Raw genomic sequence first — 18,143 nt, 5'->3', positions numbered from 1 at the left:
GTTATGAGAAAAACTATTTTATATCTGTTTACCCTAGTTAGTCTGGCGGCGTGTTCAGCGAATAATAATGATCCCGCTCCCGCACCCGAAAAAACTACATACTCGAATCCTGTGATAGCGAGAAGTTTGCCCGATCCTACCATCATTAAGGCAAATGACGGATATTTCTATTTGTATGCAACGGAAGATGTACGTAATATGCCCATCTATAAATCAAAAGATTTAATTAGTTGGAATTTTGTAGGAACAGTTTTTACCGATAGTAGCCGTCCCGATTTTGAACCTAAAGGAGGACTTTGGGCACCCGATATTAATTATATAGATGGTAAATATGTGCTGTACTATTCTATGTCAGTGTGGGGAGGCGAAGAAACTTGCGGAATAGGAGTCGCGGTTGCCGACAGTCCCGTAGGAGCTTTTACCGATAAAGGAAAGCTTTTCAGAAGTAACGAAATTGGTGTGACAAATTCAATCGATCCTTTCTATATCGAAGAGGCTGGGAAAAAATACCTGTTTTGGGGTAGTTTCAGAGGAATCTATGCTATAGAGTTAAGTAATGACGGACTTTCTCTGAAAGAAGGGGCTGAAAAGAAACACATTGCAGGAACAGCTTTCGAAGGTACTTACATTTATAAAAAAGGCAATTACTATTATCTGTTTGCATCTATCGGCACTTGTTGCGAAGGAGTAAACAGTACATATAAACTGGTTGTCGGACGATCGGAATCACTTATGGGACCTTATGTGGATAAAGACGGAAAGAGTATGCTCGATAACGGATATAACATAGTGATCAATAGTAACAATCGTTTTGTCGGAAACGGTCACTGTTCCGAAATAGTACAAGATGAAGCGGGCAACGATTGGATATTTTATCATGGCGTGGACGTGAAAAATCCACAGGGTAGGGTGTTATTGCTTGATCAGGTGAAATGGGATAGTAATAACTGGCCTTATGTCGAAAACGGAAGCCCTTCTTTGTCTGCAACAAAACCAGTATTTAAACTTCAACAATAAAAGACATGAAAACATTTATTTACTTAAGTCTGCTAATTGGCTTGTTGTCATGTAATAAGCAACCAAACCAAGAACTACCTCTACTAAGCGAGTCAGCTTTTAAAACTGAGATAGATGGTAAAGCAGTTAACCTATATACCTTGAAATCTGCAAGCGGACTAACTATGCAGGTTACCAATTTAGGAGCCAGAGTAGTTACGCTTTGGGTTCCCGATAAGAATGGAAAATACGAAGATGTTGTACTTGGTTATGAAACTATAGATAGATATATCAATAACAAAGGAGAGCGTTTCTTGGGACCTATTGTCGGACGTTATGCTAACCGCATTGCAAAAGGACAATTTGAATTGGATGGAGCAACATATCAATTACCGATCAATAATAATGGTCAGACATTACACGGAGGATTAAAAGGTCTCGACATGGTTGTCTGGAATGTAGATAAAGTGACCGATAACGAAATACAAATGTCGTATGTTTCACCCGATGGAGAAGAAGGTTTTCCGGGAATAATGAAATTAAGTCTGACTTATGTGCTTACACCCGAAAACGAATTTAAAATAACTTACGCTGCAACTACAGATAAAGCGACAGTAATCAACCTTTCACATCACGGGCTTTTCAATCTGAAAGGAGAAGGAAACGGCACTATTACAGATCATATCTTAACAATCAATGCAAGTAATACGACTCCGGTAGATAGTGTGCTGATTCCGTCAGGAGAAATTGTAAGTGTAGAAGGTACTCCCTTCGATTTCAGAAAACCAACTGTTATCGGCGAAAGAATAAATGCCGAAAATGAGCAATTGAAAAACGGAGCAGGCTACGATCACAATTGGGTGATAGACCGAAAAACGGATAAAGACGTAGAATTTGTAGCCTCTGTGTATGAGCCTTTAAGCGGAAGAAAGATGGAAGTATGGTCGGATCAACCCGGAGTACAATTTTATAGCGGTAACTTCTTTGATGGGGCAGTCTCAGGAAAATATGGCAAGCCTTTGAAATACAGAGAAGCTTTTGCTCTCGAAACACAACATTTTCCGGATAGTCCTAATCACCCTAATTTCCCCACAACACGCTTAAATCCGGGAGAAACATATACACAAACATGTATCTATAAATTCTCGATACAAAAGTGATAATGAAATAAACCTTATAACTAGAAATAAGATAACCATGAAAAGAAATTTTTTATTACTCTCAATGATGATCTCTTGCATCGGGGTTTTTGCACAGTGGAAACCGATGGGAGACAAAATAAAGACGAAATGGTCTGAGACCATCGATGTAAATAATGTATTACCCGAATATCCACGCCCTATAATGGAGCGTCAGGATTGGACTAATCTGAATGGATTGTGGGAATACGCCATATTACCTGCGGGGCAAAATGAGCCTCAAAAATACGATGGAAATATACTTGTTCCATTTGCCCTAGAATCGAGCCTTTCGGGAGTTCAGAAAGAACTCGGAAAAGATAACGAACTTTGGTATAAACGCTCATTTACCGTTCCTGCGAACTGGAAAAATAAAACCATCCTGTTACATTTTGGTGCAGTAGATTGGAAAACCGAAGTATATCTAAACGATATTAAAATCGGAAGCCACACAGGTGGTTATACTCCTTTCTCGTTTGATATAACTCCTTTCTTAACATCTGGAAATCAAAAATTGGTAGTTAAAGTATCAGATCCTACAACCGAGGGGTATCAACCTGTAGGCAAACAGAATTCTAAACCCGAAGGTATCTGGTACACGCCTGTTTCGGGCATTTGGCAAACAGTTTGGTTGGAGCCTGTAAATGCAAAACATATATCTACTATCAAAACAGTTCCCAATATCGATACCAAAAAACTATCAGTAGATGTTTCATCAGAAAAAACAACTCCTGCGGATATTGTAGAAGTTGTAGTGAAGGATGGTTCAACTGTAGTTGCAAAAGCAAAAGGATCAGCAGGACAGCAATTGAATATTCCACTTGCTGATGCCAAATTGTGGTCACCCGAATCACCTTTCTTGTACGATCTTGAAATAAACTTGTATAGCAACGGACAATTGGTGGATAAAGTGAACAGTTATGCTGCGATGCGTAAAATTTCGACCAAAAGAGACGATCAGGGTATTGTACGTATTCAATTGAATAACAAAGATTATTTCCAGTTTGGACCACTCGATCAAGGTTGGTGGCCCGACGGATTATATACTGCACCCACAGATGAGGCTTTGGTGTATGATATCCAAAAAACAAAAGACTTCGGATTCAATATGATCCGCAAACACGTAAAAGTAGAGCCTGCCCGTTGGTATACACATTGCGACCGATTGGGAATACTTGTTTGGCAGGATATGCCCAATGGAGATAAATCACCACAATGGCAAAACCGTCAGTATTTTAATGGAAGTGAATTGATCCGTTCAGGTGAATCGGAAGCGAACTATTATAAAGAATGGAAAGATATAATGGATTATCTTGTTTCATACCCGTCTATCGTAACATGGGTTCCATTTAATGAGGCTTGGGGACAGTTCAAAACAGTTGAAACTGCCGAATGGACTAAAAATTATGACCCTTCACGTTTGGTAAATCCTGCAAGTGGAGGTAATCACTACCGCACTGGCGATATGCTCGATTTACATAACTATCCGGGACCGGAGCTTTATTTGTACGATGCCGAAAGACCAACCGTATTAGGTGAATATGGAGGTATAGGACTTCCACTCGAAGGTCATTTATGGCAGCCTGATAAAAACTGGGGATATGTACAATTCAAGAATTCGAAAGAAGTAACCGACGAATATGTCAAATACGCAGAAATTCTCAAAAAATTAATTAAGGCAGGTTTCTCAGCAGCTGTTTATACTCAAACAACAGATGTTGAAGGAGAAGTAAATGGATTGATGACTTATGACCGTAAGGTTATTAAATTAGAAGAAGCACGCACTCGAAAAGTTAACCAAGAAATATGTAATTCTTTAGATTAGTGAGTTTGCAGATGGGGAGCCTATATGTCTGATTAATGAAAGCGATAGGCTACCTCTGCACTGAAGAAAAATAGGTCTTAGACCTAATCTTAATTTCTATTTTAATTATGATTTGCTACCCATATAATATGGGCAGTGAGTACCCTTTGTTTATCTAATAAAATCTAATCAGATGATGAAAAAATTATTAATTCTTATGCTAAGTATGTTTACACTGGCCGTTTGTGCTCAGAATGTGAACATTACCGGAAAGGTGGTAGACGTAGAAAACACCCCCCTCATCGGTGTTTATGTAAAGATCAAAGGAACTACGACCGGAACAGTGACTGATATGGATGGAAAATTCGGTCTGTCGGGAGAAAAAGGGCAAACCCTTATTTTTTCTTTTCTTGGTCTTACCACTCAAGAGGCAGTCTATAATGGTATGCCTCTCAATATTATCTTAAAAGAAAATGCGGAAGATTTAGATGAAGTAGTTGTTATCGGATATCAAACGATCCGGAAAGCAGACCTCACAGGAGCCGTGTCGGTGGTAGATACCAAAGAAATGCGGAAAAGTGTTGCCGGAACTATTGCCAGTCAGATGCAGGGATTGGCTACAGGAGTAAACGTTCGTACTACAGGTAGGGCAGGTGAAGATGCAGCTATAGAGATTAGAGGGGTAGGAACATTGAGTGACCGTAGTCCCCTTTGGATTGTAGACGGTATGATTATGAATCCCGGAGTAGATTTTAACCCTGCCGATATCGAAACAATTCAAGTATTGAAAGATGCTTCCTCGGCAGCCATTTATGGTTCGCGTGCTGCTAATGGAGTTATCATTGTGACTACTAAAAAGGGAAGATCCGGACCTATGAAAGTCGGAATCAATGCAAAAGCAACTTTAGAGTGGACACCCCGTTACGATTTGATGGATGCAGCCAATTATAAGAAATACAACGATCTGGCATATACTGAAGGTATTGCTAACGGAAGCTGGAAAGGTGGTTTGCAACAACATTCCGATTATGACACCAATTGGCAAGATGAAGTATTCAGAACCGGAGTGGTTCAAGATTATAATGTCTCGTTATCAGGTGGAGGCGAATATGGCGGTTATTATGTATCGGGCGGTTATTTCAATCAAAAAGGAGTTTCTTATGGAAATAGTTTTGATAGATATAGCTTCAGGGTAAACACAGACGGAAAGAAAGGTTTCTTTTCTTTCGGCGAAAGCCTTGCATTTTCGGCTACGGATAAAGATCCTTTACAAACAAATCCTTACAATGATGTGATGAGAATGCTTCCTACCATTCCTGTTTACGATGAAAATAATCCCGGAGGATACGGATATGGAGATGCCAATGCAAATACATTTGGAGTAAATCCTATCGCCCGTGAAAATTTGGAGCGTCAGAGAGAAATTCAGCATAGATTAAATGGAGCAGCTTGGTTAGAATTTAAACCGCTTCCTTACCTTTCTTATAAACTGAATGCAGGTATCGATTATTATTTCTGGGAAAAATCATGGTTCAGAGGCGAAGGTAATTGGAAGCGTAATCAAGAGCATCGTGATCCCGAAGGTCTTAAAGAAAGAGCCAATACATACAATAGACTCGTTGAGAATACCTTAAATTTCAATAAAGATTTTGGAAAACACCATATTGATGCTTTGGCAGGGCTTACCTATCAAAATTATAGTTGGGAGAACGTAGGAGGTTCGCGTCTTAACTTCCCATTGGTAGGAGGAAGTTATCTGACCGTATTGAATGCAGGACAAACCAATCAACAAAATTTTAATGGAATCAATAAAAATTCGATGATTTCATATCTGGGTAGATTTAATTATATCTATGACGGCAAATATTATCTGACCGGTACTATTCGTAGAGACGGTACATCACGTTTATCAAAAGATAATCGTTGGGGCAACTTCCCATCCATATCGGGAGCATGGAGAATATCCCAAGAGGAGTTTTTTAATATACCATGGATTAGCGATTTAAAACTTCGTGGAAACTGGGGTCGCTTAGGTAATGCCGCTATTGGTAGTTGGGATTATTTAGGAACAATTAATCAAAGTATGGTTACTGTAATTGGAGGGCAATTAGTTTCGGGAGCTTCTCAGGTTAAGATTGTCAATTCGAATTTGAAATGGGAAACTAAAGAAACCGTAAATGTTGGCTTTGATGCAGGTTTCTTGGACGGACGTTTTGCTTTAAGTGCAGAATATTATAATGCGATCTCCAGAGATGTACTAACCTCTATGCCTATTGCCATATCAACAGGTAATCAGGAAGGGGCACCTTTAGCAAATGCAGCTAGCTTGCGAAACAGAGGATTTGAGTTTACGGCTAATTGGAAAGACAAAGTCGGTGATTTTAATTATGGAATAGTAGCCAACTTAACTACGCTTAGTAACAAAGTCTTGGACCTAGGCTATGGTAAAGATGTTTATTATTCGGGAAAAACAAAATCGGAGATAGGTCAACCGCTTTCTATGTATTACTTATATAAAACAGCAGGAATATTTAAGACACAAGAGCAGATTGATAATTATGTAACATCAAACGGAACACCTATCCTTATTGGAGATAAAAGACCTCAGCTGGGAGATGTTATTTATGTAGACACCGACGATAATGGATCGATAACAGCCAACGACCGTCAAATAGTGGGTAATCCTTGGGCAAAAGTTCAATTGGCTTTGACCTATACAAGTAACTGGAAGAATTTCGACTTCTCGTTTATGTGGTACGGTCAATTCGGGAACGATATATACAATGTACCTAAATGGCAGGGAACTTACTTCGCCGATAATTCGAGTTATTTGAATTTCAAAAAAGGAGAAGAGCCTTATCAAATCAACCCGAATTCAAATACTCCACGCATTATTTACGGAGATTCACGTAATGTGTACGATAGTGACAGGTATTTAGAAAATGGATCGTTCTTCCGTCTAAAATATATTCAAATGGGATATACTTTCGATAAGAAATTTATAAAAAATCTGGGTATAGAAGCACTTCGTGTATATGCAACCGGTAGCAATTTGATAACCTTTACTAAGTATAGCGGATTAGATCCCGAATTTATCAACAACGATGTATGGGATAGAGGAACAGACAACTTTGCGTTCCCTAATTTGCCTTCGGTTATGTTTGGACTCGATCTTACATTTTAAATATTGTGTCATTTTATAAATAATACCAAGATGAAAAAATTATATATATTACTAATTGGAGCCATGCTGGGATTAACAGCATGTGACTCAAGTCTTTTAGACATAGATAATCCAAACCAAGGTACTACGGTTACCTTTTGGAAAACAGCAGATGACGCCCAGACAGGAATAAATGCATGCTACAGTGCTTTTTATAAAGAAGGAACATGGATGCGTTGGCTCTCTTTTAGATACGATTTGACTTCGGATGAAGGAGTCAGTAACTCCCCATGGGTAGACCTTGCCAACTGGACAAAATTCTCATATACTGATTATAACTTCTACGAAGGAAATAATGTACATTGGGAGCATTTCTATATGGCTATTTTCCGCTGTAATCAAGTCTTGAAATACGTACCCAATATAGATATGGATGCCGAGAAGAAAGCCCGCATATTAGGACAAGCTCACTTTTTGCGTGCATTGTGGTATTTTCAAATTAATCTTTTGTGGGAAAAAGGCCCTCTTATTTTAGAACCTACAGATGCCAATTATGTGCCTGTAGAATCGAGTCAAGAACAAATATGGGCTCAGATAGAAGCCGATTTGAAATCGGCAATTACCGACAATGCTTTACCTGAAAAATGGGATGAAGCTAATGTCGGAAGAGCAACATTTGGAGCAGCAAAAGCACTACTCGGAAAATCTTATTTACAACAAAAAAAATATGATTTGGCAAAGACCGAATTCGAATGGCTTATCAATAAAGAAGGCTCTCTATATGGTCTGATTGATAATTGGGTAAATAACTTTACTCACTTGGATGAGAATAATAAAGAAGGCATATTCGAAATTCAATTTGATGATACTAATAAAGGTGGAACAGGAAATGATGCCAGTATGGCAACAGGATTTCAGCGTACACAATTTTATGCACCCGAAGGTATTGGTTGGGCAGATGGAAAAGCCAGAAGATGGTTGGTTGACGAGTTCCTGAAAGAAAAACGTACCGATGGTGCTAATGATCTTCGATTATATAACAGTGTTCTTTATCGTGATTTTATAAAAGATTTCCCAAAGGGTAATCCAATGTATTATTCGGTAAATGCAACTACCCAATGGGACGAAAAAGGGTGGGGCAGCTCTTGTTATATCCGTAAATACAATACTGCTTATTTCCGAGACAAAGAAGATTACTTTGCACCGAATAACTATAGACTTATGCGTTATGCCGATATTCTTCTTAACTATGCCGAATGTATTGTGGAAACAGGAGGAAGCACAACTCAGGCGGCAGTGTATGTAGACAAAGTAAGAACCAGAGTAGGACTTTCTAAACTCGTAAACAGTATATATGCAAGTTCTCTTAATTCGAAAGAAAGCTTTATGAAACGTTTGCAAATGGAAAGATCACTTGAACTTTGCTTCGAAGGATGGAGATGGGCTGACCTTAAACGTTGGGGATTGCTGGATAATCAGGCAGGATTGACAGAGCTTAAGAGTCGTGATGAAGACTTCAATAATTTTGTGATAGGAAAACACAACCGCTTACCTATTCCTCAGATAGAGGTTGATAACAGTGAAGGTCAATTGACTCAAAATGCTAATTATTAAGCAATATAAAAAGGTCTGAGACCTTAATTCTTTTCAAAATAGATTCGATAAACCTGATAGCTGTTTGTTATCAGGTTTATTAATCTTAAAAACAAAAGCAGAGTTATGAAGAAATATGAACTAATTAAACAACGCATACTATTAATTACTCTCTTATCTTTTGTCGAAATCAGTTCGCTTTTTTCACAAAACATTCAAAATCCGGTTTTACCACATGTTGCCGATGCAGGTGTTATAAAATACAATGGAAAATATTATATCGGTGGAGTTTTCACTGATGGAAGCTATTACATATCCGATGATTTGGTGAAGTGGACTGGTCCTGTTCATGTATTGGATATGAATAATGATTGGACAACGGGAACAGGAGCAGGAAACGATCAGATTCATGCAAACGATATGCTCTATCTGAATGGTAAATTCCATTTGTATTGGTCAGTCAATTATTGGGGAAAAGATAAACACATCGTACACATTGCACATGCCGAAGCTAATGATATTTTGGGTCCATATATAGAGCCTGTAAAAAGTACTTGGATGGATAACCGGATTGATCCGAAAGTATTCAAAGACGATGATGGAAAACTATATATGTATATGGTTCGCTTTACGGATGGCAATACAATTTGGGTTCGCCCGATGAAAGACCCGTCTACATTTAGCGGAGCTCCTGTTTATCAGTTTGCGTCCTTACCCCAAACATGGGAAACAATGGACAATCGTGTCGCCGAAGGACCTTGGGTAATGAAATACCGCAACCGCTATTATATGATGTATAATGCCAATCATACGGCTACCGAATGGGGTAATTACCAATTGGGAGTAGCCGAAGCCGATTCGCCCACTTCGTTTAATCACGGAACAAAGTACCCGTATCCATTATTGTTGTCTAATCAAACTAAAGTAGATGAGGAGTATGTCGATTTGCTTCAATTCAACAAAACATATAATCCTCTTTTTTCTTACACAACTACGCTTCCTCAAGGTGATTGGAAATCTCCTTCGTTCAACGATTCTGCATGGCAAAAGGGAATAGGCGGTTTTGCTTCTGAGAAAATAGAAGGTTCTACTGTCCGTAAACAAGGCACAGAATGGAATACTGAAACGATTTATTTAAGAAAATCATTTACAGCAAACAAATCTGATATAGGTAATCTGGCATTGCGTGTAACTCACGATGGTGATACAAAAATATACTTGAATGGTCATCTTATATATGATAAGTCGGAAGTTGATTATAAGATGATAAATTTATCAGAAAAAGAAAAGTCTGCCTTAAAAGACGGAGATAATTGTCTGGCTATTGAAAGCAAATCAGGCAAAGAGAACTATGTAAATGTTTCACTCTTTGATATGAAAAGAGATAAAGCAGATGACATTCTTTTTTCACCCGGACAACCTAATATTCTGCGAGGGTTGAATGGCTTCGAATGGTGGCTGATTTATATGGCGAATAAGAATAAAGAAATCCGTAGCCAATATGTCAATCGAATACATTTTTTTGATAAAACAATGCACTCCGATGGCATAACAAGTTCAAATACCGAAGGTTATTTTCCTGAACCGACAAAACCTACCTATGGTGATACATTTGATGATGATAAGCAGTCAAAAAACAAATGGCTATTTTCTGATAAAGAATGGATTGTTACGAATGGAGAATTCATTTCTAATGAACAAATACCACAAACTGCTGTATTAGAGAAGAATTTTGAAGCAACTGATTATTATTTCGAAGCAGGCATAAATATAACAGATAAAGCAGGAGTAATTGCATGGTGGAAAGATAAAGACAACTGGCTGAAAGTAGGACTCGATTCTTCGACTAAGAGCTGGTATTATCAAATAAATACAAATGGAGCAATAGATACAAAATCGTATTTGCTACCGGCTGATTTTAAGTTTGGTGTATATCATACTATTATAGTACAACGAAATAGCCAAATCTTCTCGATAAATATAGATGAAATTCCTGCACCACAATTATCGATTATTAAAACAAATATATCGGATAGAGGAGTTCCCGGTTTGTTTTCGGCCAATGGTAAATCATCTTTCGATGGATTAATATATACAATCGGATGGGATGAATTTGATAGTAATATCGGTTCATGGAAAGATTCACAATCAGGAGAAAAGGCTTTGGGTAAATATACTGTTTCAGAAAAAGGACTGGAAGTTTTAGATAATAGATTTCAGGTTTTTAAAGGAGATTTTCTTTCTCAATATGAATTTTCGACACAAATAACCAATTCTTCGGATAAGGGAACGGCAGGTATATATCCCGTCTTTATTGATAAGGATAATTATGTAAAAGCTGTATTTGATTACAATCGGCAAAAGCTCATTGTAACAAGAGTTGTTAAGGGTAAAATCGTACTACAAAACGACTATGCTCTTGATAAATGGCAAACTCATTATGCAGATATTAAATACTCCGACTTCATTGAAAAAGGATATTCATTTGCAACCCCTACATGGATAGAGGCAATTCGATTAAACAGAAAGGCTTTTTATGATGAAAATAGTTTTTTAGATAATATGTTTGATAAAGTATCTGCCGAATACCTTAAAGATGGAGAGTGGTATCCTTTTACAAATACAAAAATTGGAATAGCTGAACATCCTGCATATAATGAAATGTCTTTCGACAAAGTAAAAACTGAGGGTTTACGCTTTATTAATAAGGATGCTACCGATCTGAACTCTTATCTGTACAAAATACGCGTAAAAGAGCAGTTCAAAGATTCATACAACCTAAGATGTGTGAAGCTGAAAGATACCTTACTCATTTTTGTAGATGGAAAAGAGGTCTGTCGTGTAAAAACTTCAGCAACACCTGCTCAGGTAGGTTTGTTTTCAGAAAATTGGTTACCAATCTACAATGGAATAATGAGATATCATATTCCCGAATAACAAAGTTACATATATGAGAGGCTAAATATAAATACCAGACTCTCTTATATCTTAAGATAAAAAAATAGAATCAAATGAATAGATATAATTTTTTATTATTTTGCATTATTGCTCTGTTTATCACCGGATGTCAGACTACTCAAGCAGATGTGCCAATAGAAGAACCTAAAACAACTTTAGTTCCTCTGGGTGATCCATTTATATTGTTGTATAACAATACTTATTATGCATACGGAACCAATGCGGAGAATGGTATCGAAGTTTATACTTCAGACGACCTGAATAAATGGAAGAAAGAAAACAAGTTAGCTTTGCACAAAAACGATACTTGGGCAAACCGCTGGTTCTGGGCACCCGAAGTATACTATGTAAACGGTAAGTTCTATATGTATTTTTCGGCAGATGAACATATTGCTGTAGCAGTGTCCGATTATCCTTTAGGACCTTTTAAACAAGAGAATAAGAAACCTATGTTACTGGGTGAAAAAGCAATAGATAACTCATTATTTATAGATGATGATGGCAAGGCTTACCTGTTTTTCGACCGGTTTAATGACGGACTAAATATCTGGGTGGCTGAACTGACAGATGATTTGTTATCTATAAAAGAAGAAACCATGCATCCTTGTATACATGTTTCACAATCGTGGGAAGAAGTATGGCCCAGGGTAAACGAAGGTCCGTTTGTAATCAAAAGAAACGGTTTGTATTATATGACTTATTCTGCAAATAGCTACGAAAGCCCTTTCTATGGAGTTGGTTGTGCTACCACCGATAATATTATGGGGGAGTGGACAAAATATGACGAGAATCCATTGCTTCAAAAGCCGGGCGACTTAGTTGGGGTAGGGCATAGTGCTACATTTAAAGATAAAGAGGGTAATTTACGTATTGTATTTCATGCACATCGCAATAAAAACAATATTCATCCCAGAGCGATGTATATAAGTGATGTATATTTTCAGAATGAAAATGGTATTGATAAAATGAAAATCAACCCTGAATATAGTATACCCACACTAAACAAGTGACGTAGAACATTTATTACTATATTGTGATTTGTAAGGGCAGATACGCAGATCTGCCCTATATCAGAATCTTTCGAATAACCGATATGAAAAAAACAGCTGTGCTTCTTATACTTATTTTGTTAAGTGGTTTTTATAATAAAAGCTACTCTTTTCAAAACAAGGATAACTACTATTTTAAAAGACTAAATATCACACATGGCTTATCTCAAAATACAGTCAATGCCATTATACAAGATCGTAAAGGTTTTATGTGGTTTGGGACCAAGGATGGACTCAATCGGTTCGATGGTCAGTCTTTCCAGATATTTAAGTATACTCCCAAAAAGGAAAATAGTTTAGGAAATAGTTTTGTCACAACCTTATTTGAAGATAGTGAAGACAATATATGGGTAGGTACAGATGCCGGAATTTATATTTATTATCCGAAAGAAGAAATTTTCAAACCCTTTACATTAAAAGCTACCGATGGAAGTGTCGTAGAGAAAACGGTGACAATAATATCGGGAGATAAAGAAGGTAATATCTGGATTGTAGCCGAAATGCAAGGGCTGTATTGTTACAATTCACAGACACAAAGTTTTACCAATTATCAATTGAAAAAAAGCAATATCAGAAGCTTTAATATCGATAAAACAGGAACAATATGGGTTTCCTTTTATGAAGGAGGTTTATTTTTCTCTAAGGATAATCTAAAGACTTTACACTCTTTAAAAGGTGAAAACGGGAAAGATCTTTTCATGGATGAGGTTATCTCGAAGACTTATCTCGGACCTTATAATTGTTTATATGTTGGTTCCGAAAAAAGCGGGATGAAAGAGGTAGACCTATCAACTCACAAAATTCGGAATTTATCTTTATCCGATAAGTCAGAAGAACTTGTATTTGTGAGGGATTTTGTTCCTTATCTGGATAATGAATTGTGGATCGGAACAGAATCAGGAATCTATATCTATAATTTTAAAACGGACAAAAGCACACATCTTCGTAGCTCGGCTTATGACACTTACTCTTTATCGGATAACGCTGTGTATAGTTTGTTTGTTGATAGGGAAGAAGGACTGTGGATAGGTACTTATTTTGACGGTATTAATTATTTACCTAAGCAGTACACCTATTTCAAAAAGTATTATCCCACGGGTAGAAATACTGATTTGCAGGGACGCCGTGTTCGGGAAATATGTGAGAGTACCAATGGAACATTGTGGATAGGTACGGAAGACAACGGTTTATATAATTTCAATACAAAGACAAATGTTTTCGAGTTTTTTGCTCCGAGTAAAGACTTCACCAATGTACATGGCTTATGTATGGACGGCGATAACTTGTGGGTAGGAACCTTTTCGAAAGGAGTAAGGGTTATTAATTCACAAAGTCAGATAGTAAGATCTTATTTCAAGGGAGATAATAAAAACTCACTGAATGATAACAGTGTATTTACCATCTGCAAGACACGTACGGGCGACATATATTTAGGTACATTATTCGGACTGTTACGTTATAACAAGAGCACCAATGAGTTTACCGAGATTCCCGAACTAAAAGATATATTTGTTTATGACATAAAAGAAGATTCAAAAGGTAATCTATGGTTAGCCACTTATGTTAATGGAGCTTTCAGGTACGATATAAACAGAAATAAATGGACGCATTATACGCATAATGAGAAAGATGAAAGTAGTCTTCCCTATAATAAAGTACTGAGTATTTTTGAAGATAGTAAAAAACGAATCTGGCTAACAACTCAAGGGCGTGGATTTTGTCAATTTGATCCTGAAAAAGAAACATTTATACAATACAATTCGCATAATGGAATGCCCAATGATGTTGTTTTTCAAATATTGGAAGATGATAACGGGCTATTCTGGATAACGACCAATAACGGGCTTGTAAAATTCAATCCCGAAGATAAATCAATACGTGTTTTTACAGTAGCCAATGGGTTGTTAAGCAATCAGTTTAATTATAAGTCGGGCTTTAAAACAGATGATGGCACTATGCTATTTGGCAGTACGGATGGGCTTATATCATTTAACCCGAATTCTTTTTCCGAAAACAAATATATTCCGCCTGTTGTAATAACCGATTTTTTATTATTCAATAAAAAAGTGGAGGTAGGAAAACCCGATTCTCCTCTCAAAAAGAGTATCACATTTTCAGATTCTATAGAACTGACCTCCAAGCAAAATTCTTTCTCGCTGCGTATTGCAGCCATGAGTTACCAAGCACCCGAAATGAATAAGCTGATGTATAAATTGGAAGGATTTGACAAAGAGTGGCTTCCTGTTACAGAAAGTTCGTTGATTACCTATTCAAATATCGGGCATGGAGACTACATCTTTAAAGTACGTGGATCGAATAGCGATGGTATATGGAATAATAAAGAAACTCAGCTGTATATAAAAATACTCCCTCCGTTTTATTTATCTATTTGGGCATATATTCTTTATCTGCTCATTATTATTGTATCTGTTTTCTTATTTATAAGATATATAAAAAGACGTAATAATGAAAAACAACGCCGTTTACTTAATTTGTTTAACCAGAAAAAAGAGAGAGAGTTATATAATACAAAAATTGAATTCTTTACCAATGTAGCACACGAAATACGTACACCCTTGACCCTGATAAAAGGTCCTCTTGATAATATCATAAAGAAAGGAAATATGGATGAGGAAACAAGTCTGGACCTCGATATCATGAGTAAAAATACTTCACGTTTGCTTAATCTTACCAATCAGCTCCTTGATTTTAGAAAGACAGAAATACAAGGGCTTAATATGAATTTCGTGGAATGTAATATTTCGGAGATATTAAGAGAAACATCTATACGGTTTATTCCTTTGGAAAAGCAGAAAGAGCTTGATTTTAAACTAAATATTCCTCAGGATGATTTTTTTGCACATGTAGATAAAGAAGCATTTACCAAGATATTAAGTAATCTGTTTAATAATGCACTTAAATATTCGGAAACTTATGTACATATCTCACTTGTAATTGATAAAGACGAAGATGATGTTTTTCATATTAATATTATGAATGACGGGCCTGTTGTTCCTAAAGAGATGCGAGAAGAAATTTTTAAACCTTTTGTCAGATATAACAAGAACGAATCACAGAAAACCACTGTCGGAACAGGTATTGGTTTAGCATTATCAAGATCTTTAGCCGAATTGCATAAAGGGCGGTTATATATGGATGAACAATTAAATATAAATAGTTTTTACCTGACGCTTCCTGTTCATCAAGAAAATACGATTCAAATATCAGGAGGATCAACAGTTACAGGTAATTCTTCGGTTCATGCTCATCCTAAGGTCGATAGAGTAAAGAGTGATTTGCCATCCATATTGCTTGTTGAAGACAATCACGAAATGCTTTTGTTTGTAAGCAGAGTATTGTCTAATGATTATGAGGTTATTACTGCCGAGAATGGAGTCAAAGCATTAGAGATTCTTGACAATGTCTCGGTTAACCTTATTATTAGTGATATAATGATGCCGCAAATGGATGGTTTCGAATTATGTAGAGCTATAAAATCGGACTTGAATTATAGTCATGTCCCTATTATATTGCTTACAGCTAAAACCAATTTGCAATCGAAGATCGAGGCAATGGACACAGGTGCAGATGCTTATATCGAAAAGCCATTTTCGAATGAATATCTTTTGGCTAGTGTTGCAAATTTATTGCAGAACAGAGAAAAAGTAAGAGAAGCCTTTACTAAATCGCCATTTGTTGCAGCAGATACAATGGCGATAACAAAACCTGACGAAGAATTTCTAGCCAAATTAAACGAAATAATTCAATCGAACCTGAGTAGTCCTAATTTTAGTATAGACGACATGGCTGATACTTTTTTTATGAGCCGATCAAGTTTCTATCGGAAAATCAAAGGAATTGTGGGTGTTAGTCCGAATGAATTTTTGCGTCTCGAACGCTTGAAAAAAGCAGCCCGTTTACTCAAAGAAGACGTTGCACATGTAAATGAAGTCTGCTATATGGTTGGATTTAATTCACCCTCCTATTTCACAAAATGTTTTTATAAGCAATTTGAAATTTTACCTAAAGATTATACCAAAACTAAAGGAGACTAAGTAACTGTATGGATATTAATTTTCAATCGTGCTTGGTTCTGTATTAGAATTAGGTTTCTTGTCAAATTTCTCAACAAGAAAGATTAATAAACTGAAAATAATAATGCTGAACATCACACTGGCATAGCCTATATTCTGAATTACTTCGCCCGTGCGTATTTGCTCTTCCGTTACGGCCAGCTGTAATGGAAGTGATGCCAGTACGGCAGATACCAATCCTTTTGGATTAAGAATGCTCATTATTCGTTTATCTCTCGCAGAATAACCGTTTCTGCAGAATAAAAGAATGGATGGTATGCGGACAATAAACATGATTACGATAAATATAATTCCCATAATGATATGAGCATATTCGGATAATCTGATACTCATACCGATATATACGAAAAAGAAAGTTTTGAAAATAAATACAATCTCCGAATAGAAATTCTTTTCATCTTCCATCAATAACATCGGTTTTCTACGTTTGATAAAGTTCTTATCCGGAATTCTTTTGTCGAGAGCATTCGAAAGTTCATCTATATTGCCTAAAACAAATCCGAATGATAATACAGCCATCCCCCCATTAACCCCTATAAGCTCACAAACCCCATATATAATAAACGCTAAAGCAAAAGAACTGAACATGCTATTTTTGAGTTTTGTTACTACTAATCGGCGTATGCTCGTCCAGAAATATCCGACAACAGCGCCTATAGTAGTTGCAAAGAGTAAAGAAATAGCCATATATTTTATAGTATAAGAAATACTAAATGAACCGCTTTCCATTGCATCTAACAATGCCAAAGCTCCTACCAAGCATACAATATCACTCAACGCACACTCCAGAAAGACTACACTTTCTGCTTTTTTTCCGAGCTTCAATTGTTTTAGCATTGGTAATATAATCGGAGTAGAAATACTACCCACAGTTGCTCCCATAAAAGCACTTGGAAGCAATTCTAATCCGATCCACCAATAGCCGATTGCCATTCCTACAGCAACAGGTATTAGAAAATTGAAAATAGTAAGTAGACTTGCCGGACCAATAGCTTTACCTATTCCTCCTAAGTGAAGCCGTGTTCCGCTTTCATAGAGTATAACAATAAGAGTAATAGTCGTGAAGACTTTACCTAATCTGCCTAAATCATCAGGACTGACAAGGTTGAAAACGGGACCTATAAGTAAACCCACAAAGAGGAGAAAGAGTACATTCGGTATTCTTGTCTTCTCAAAGAGAGCGTTAAATATTAGCGAAAAAAAGATAAGTGCACCGGTAAATATAAGAGTTATTTCCATCAGATGCTTTTTTATATTAAATGATTAAACACTGATATACTGCACAATGTTCATAAATAACAGAGGAAA

At 36.8% G+C, this 18,143-nt stretch carries 9 protein-coding genes; 8 read left to right on the top strand and 1 reads right to left on the bottom strand.

What is annotated here, in order from left to right; genetic code table 11:
• The first annotated feature begins 3 nt into the window (after positions 1–3).
• The 8 genes from G7050_RS00385 to G7050_RS00350 all read left to right on the top strand — a co-directional run bounded on the left by G7050_RS00385 (position 4) and on the right by G7050_RS00350 (position 16,796).
• Positions 4–1,017, top strand: a complete 1,014-nt coding sequence (locus G7050_RS00385) for a family 43 glycosylhydrolase (protein WP_166109580.1) — start codon at positions 4–6, stop codon at positions 1,015–1,017.
• Between the two features lie 5 nt (positions 1,018–1,022).
• Positions 1,023–2,156 (top strand): aldose epimerase family protein, encoded by a 1,134-nt coding sequence (locus G7050_RS00380; protein WP_166109578.1) that lies wholly within the window; start codon positions 1,023–1,025, stop codon positions 2,154–2,156.
• A gap of 37 nt (positions 2,157–2,193) precedes the next feature.
• On the top strand, positions 2,194–3,999 hold the full coding sequence (locus G7050_RS00375; protein WP_166109576.1) for a glycoside hydrolase family 2 protein: 1,806 nt from the start codon (positions 2,194–2,196) through the stop codon (positions 3,997–3,999).
• A 172-nt stretch (positions 4,000–4,171) separates the two neighbouring features.
• Complete coding sequence (locus G7050_RS00370) at positions 4,172–7,162, top strand: TonB-dependent receptor (RefSeq protein ID WP_166109574.1); 2,991 nt, start codon at positions 4,172–4,174, stop codon at positions 7,160–7,162.
• 30 nt (positions 7,163–7,192) lie between these two features.
• Positions 7,193–8,755, top strand: a complete 1,563-nt coding sequence (locus G7050_RS00365) for a RagB/SusD family nutrient uptake outer membrane protein (protein WP_166109572.1) — start codon at positions 7,193–7,195, stop codon at positions 8,753–8,755.
• A gap of 105 nt (positions 8,756–8,860) precedes the next feature.
• Positions 8,861–11,671, top strand: a complete 2,811-nt coding sequence (locus G7050_RS00360) for a family 43 glycosylhydrolase (protein WP_166109570.1) — start codon at positions 8,861–8,863, stop codon at positions 11,669–11,671.
• 74 nt (positions 11,672–11,745) lie between these two features.
• Entirely contained in the window at positions 11,746–12,702 is a 957-nt protein-coding gene (locus tag G7050_RS00355; RefSeq protein ID WP_166109568.1) for a glycoside hydrolase family 43 protein, read from the top strand.
• An 83-nt stretch (positions 12,703–12,785) separates the two neighbouring features.
• Positions 12,786–16,796, top strand: coding sequence for a two-component regulator propeller domain-containing protein (locus tag G7050_RS00350; protein WP_166109566.1), 4,011 nt, complete (start codon positions 12,786–12,788; stop codon positions 16,794–16,796).
• Between the two features lie 15 nt (positions 16,797–16,811).
• On the opposite strand, the gene G7050_RS00345 is transcribed toward G7050_RS00350, so the two are convergent.
• Entirely contained in the window at positions 16,812–18,074 is a 1,263-nt protein-coding gene (locus G7050_RS00345; RefSeq protein WP_166109564.1) for a cation:proton antiporter, read from the bottom strand.
• Positions 18,075–18,143 lie beyond the last annotated feature (69 nt).

The organism is Dysgonomonas sp. HDW5A (genome assembly GCF_011299555.1).
Taxonomy (GTDB): domain Bacteria; phylum Bacteroidota; class Bacteroidia; order Bacteroidales; family Dysgonomonadaceae; genus Dysgonomonas_A.
The sequence above is the reverse complement of the archived record's forward strand: the minus strand, read 5'-3'. Positions and strand labels throughout refer to the sequence as shown.

Excerpts from the sequence above, each read along its gene's own strand:
- G7050_RS00355 (WP_166109568.1), top strand. The coding sequence starts at position 11,746 with ATGAATAGATATAATTTTTTATTATTTTGCATTATTGCTCTGTTTATC.
- G7050_RS00345 (WP_166109564.1), bottom strand. The coding sequence starts at position 18,074 with ATGGAAATAACTCTTATATTTACCGGTGCACTTATCTTTTTTTCGCTA.
- G7050_RS00360 (WP_166109570.1), top strand. The coding sequence starts at position 8,861 with ATGAAGAAATATGAACTAATTAAACAACGCATACTATTAATTACTCTC.
- G7050_RS00350 (WP_166109566.1), top strand. The coding sequence starts at position 12,786 with ATGAAAAAAACAGCTGTGCTTCTTATACTTATTTTGTTAAGTGGTTTT.
- G7050_RS00385 (WP_166109580.1), top strand. The coding sequence starts at position 4 with ATGAGAAAAACTATTTTATATCTGTTTACCCTAGTTAGTCTGGCGGCG.
- G7050_RS00370 (WP_166109574.1), top strand. The coding sequence starts at position 4,172 with ATGATGAAAAAATTATTAATTCTTATGCTAAGTATGTTTACACTGGCC.
- G7050_RS00365 (WP_166109572.1), top strand. The coding sequence starts at position 7,193 with ATGAAAAAATTATATATATTACTAATTGGAGCCATGCTGGGATTAACA.
- G7050_RS00380 (WP_166109578.1), top strand. The coding sequence starts at position 1,023 with ATGAAAACATTTATTTACTTAAGTCTGCTAATTGGCTTGTTGTCATGT.
- G7050_RS00375 (WP_166109576.1), top strand. The coding sequence starts at position 2,194 with ATGAAAAGAAATTTTTTATTACTCTCAATGATGATCTCTTGCATCGGG.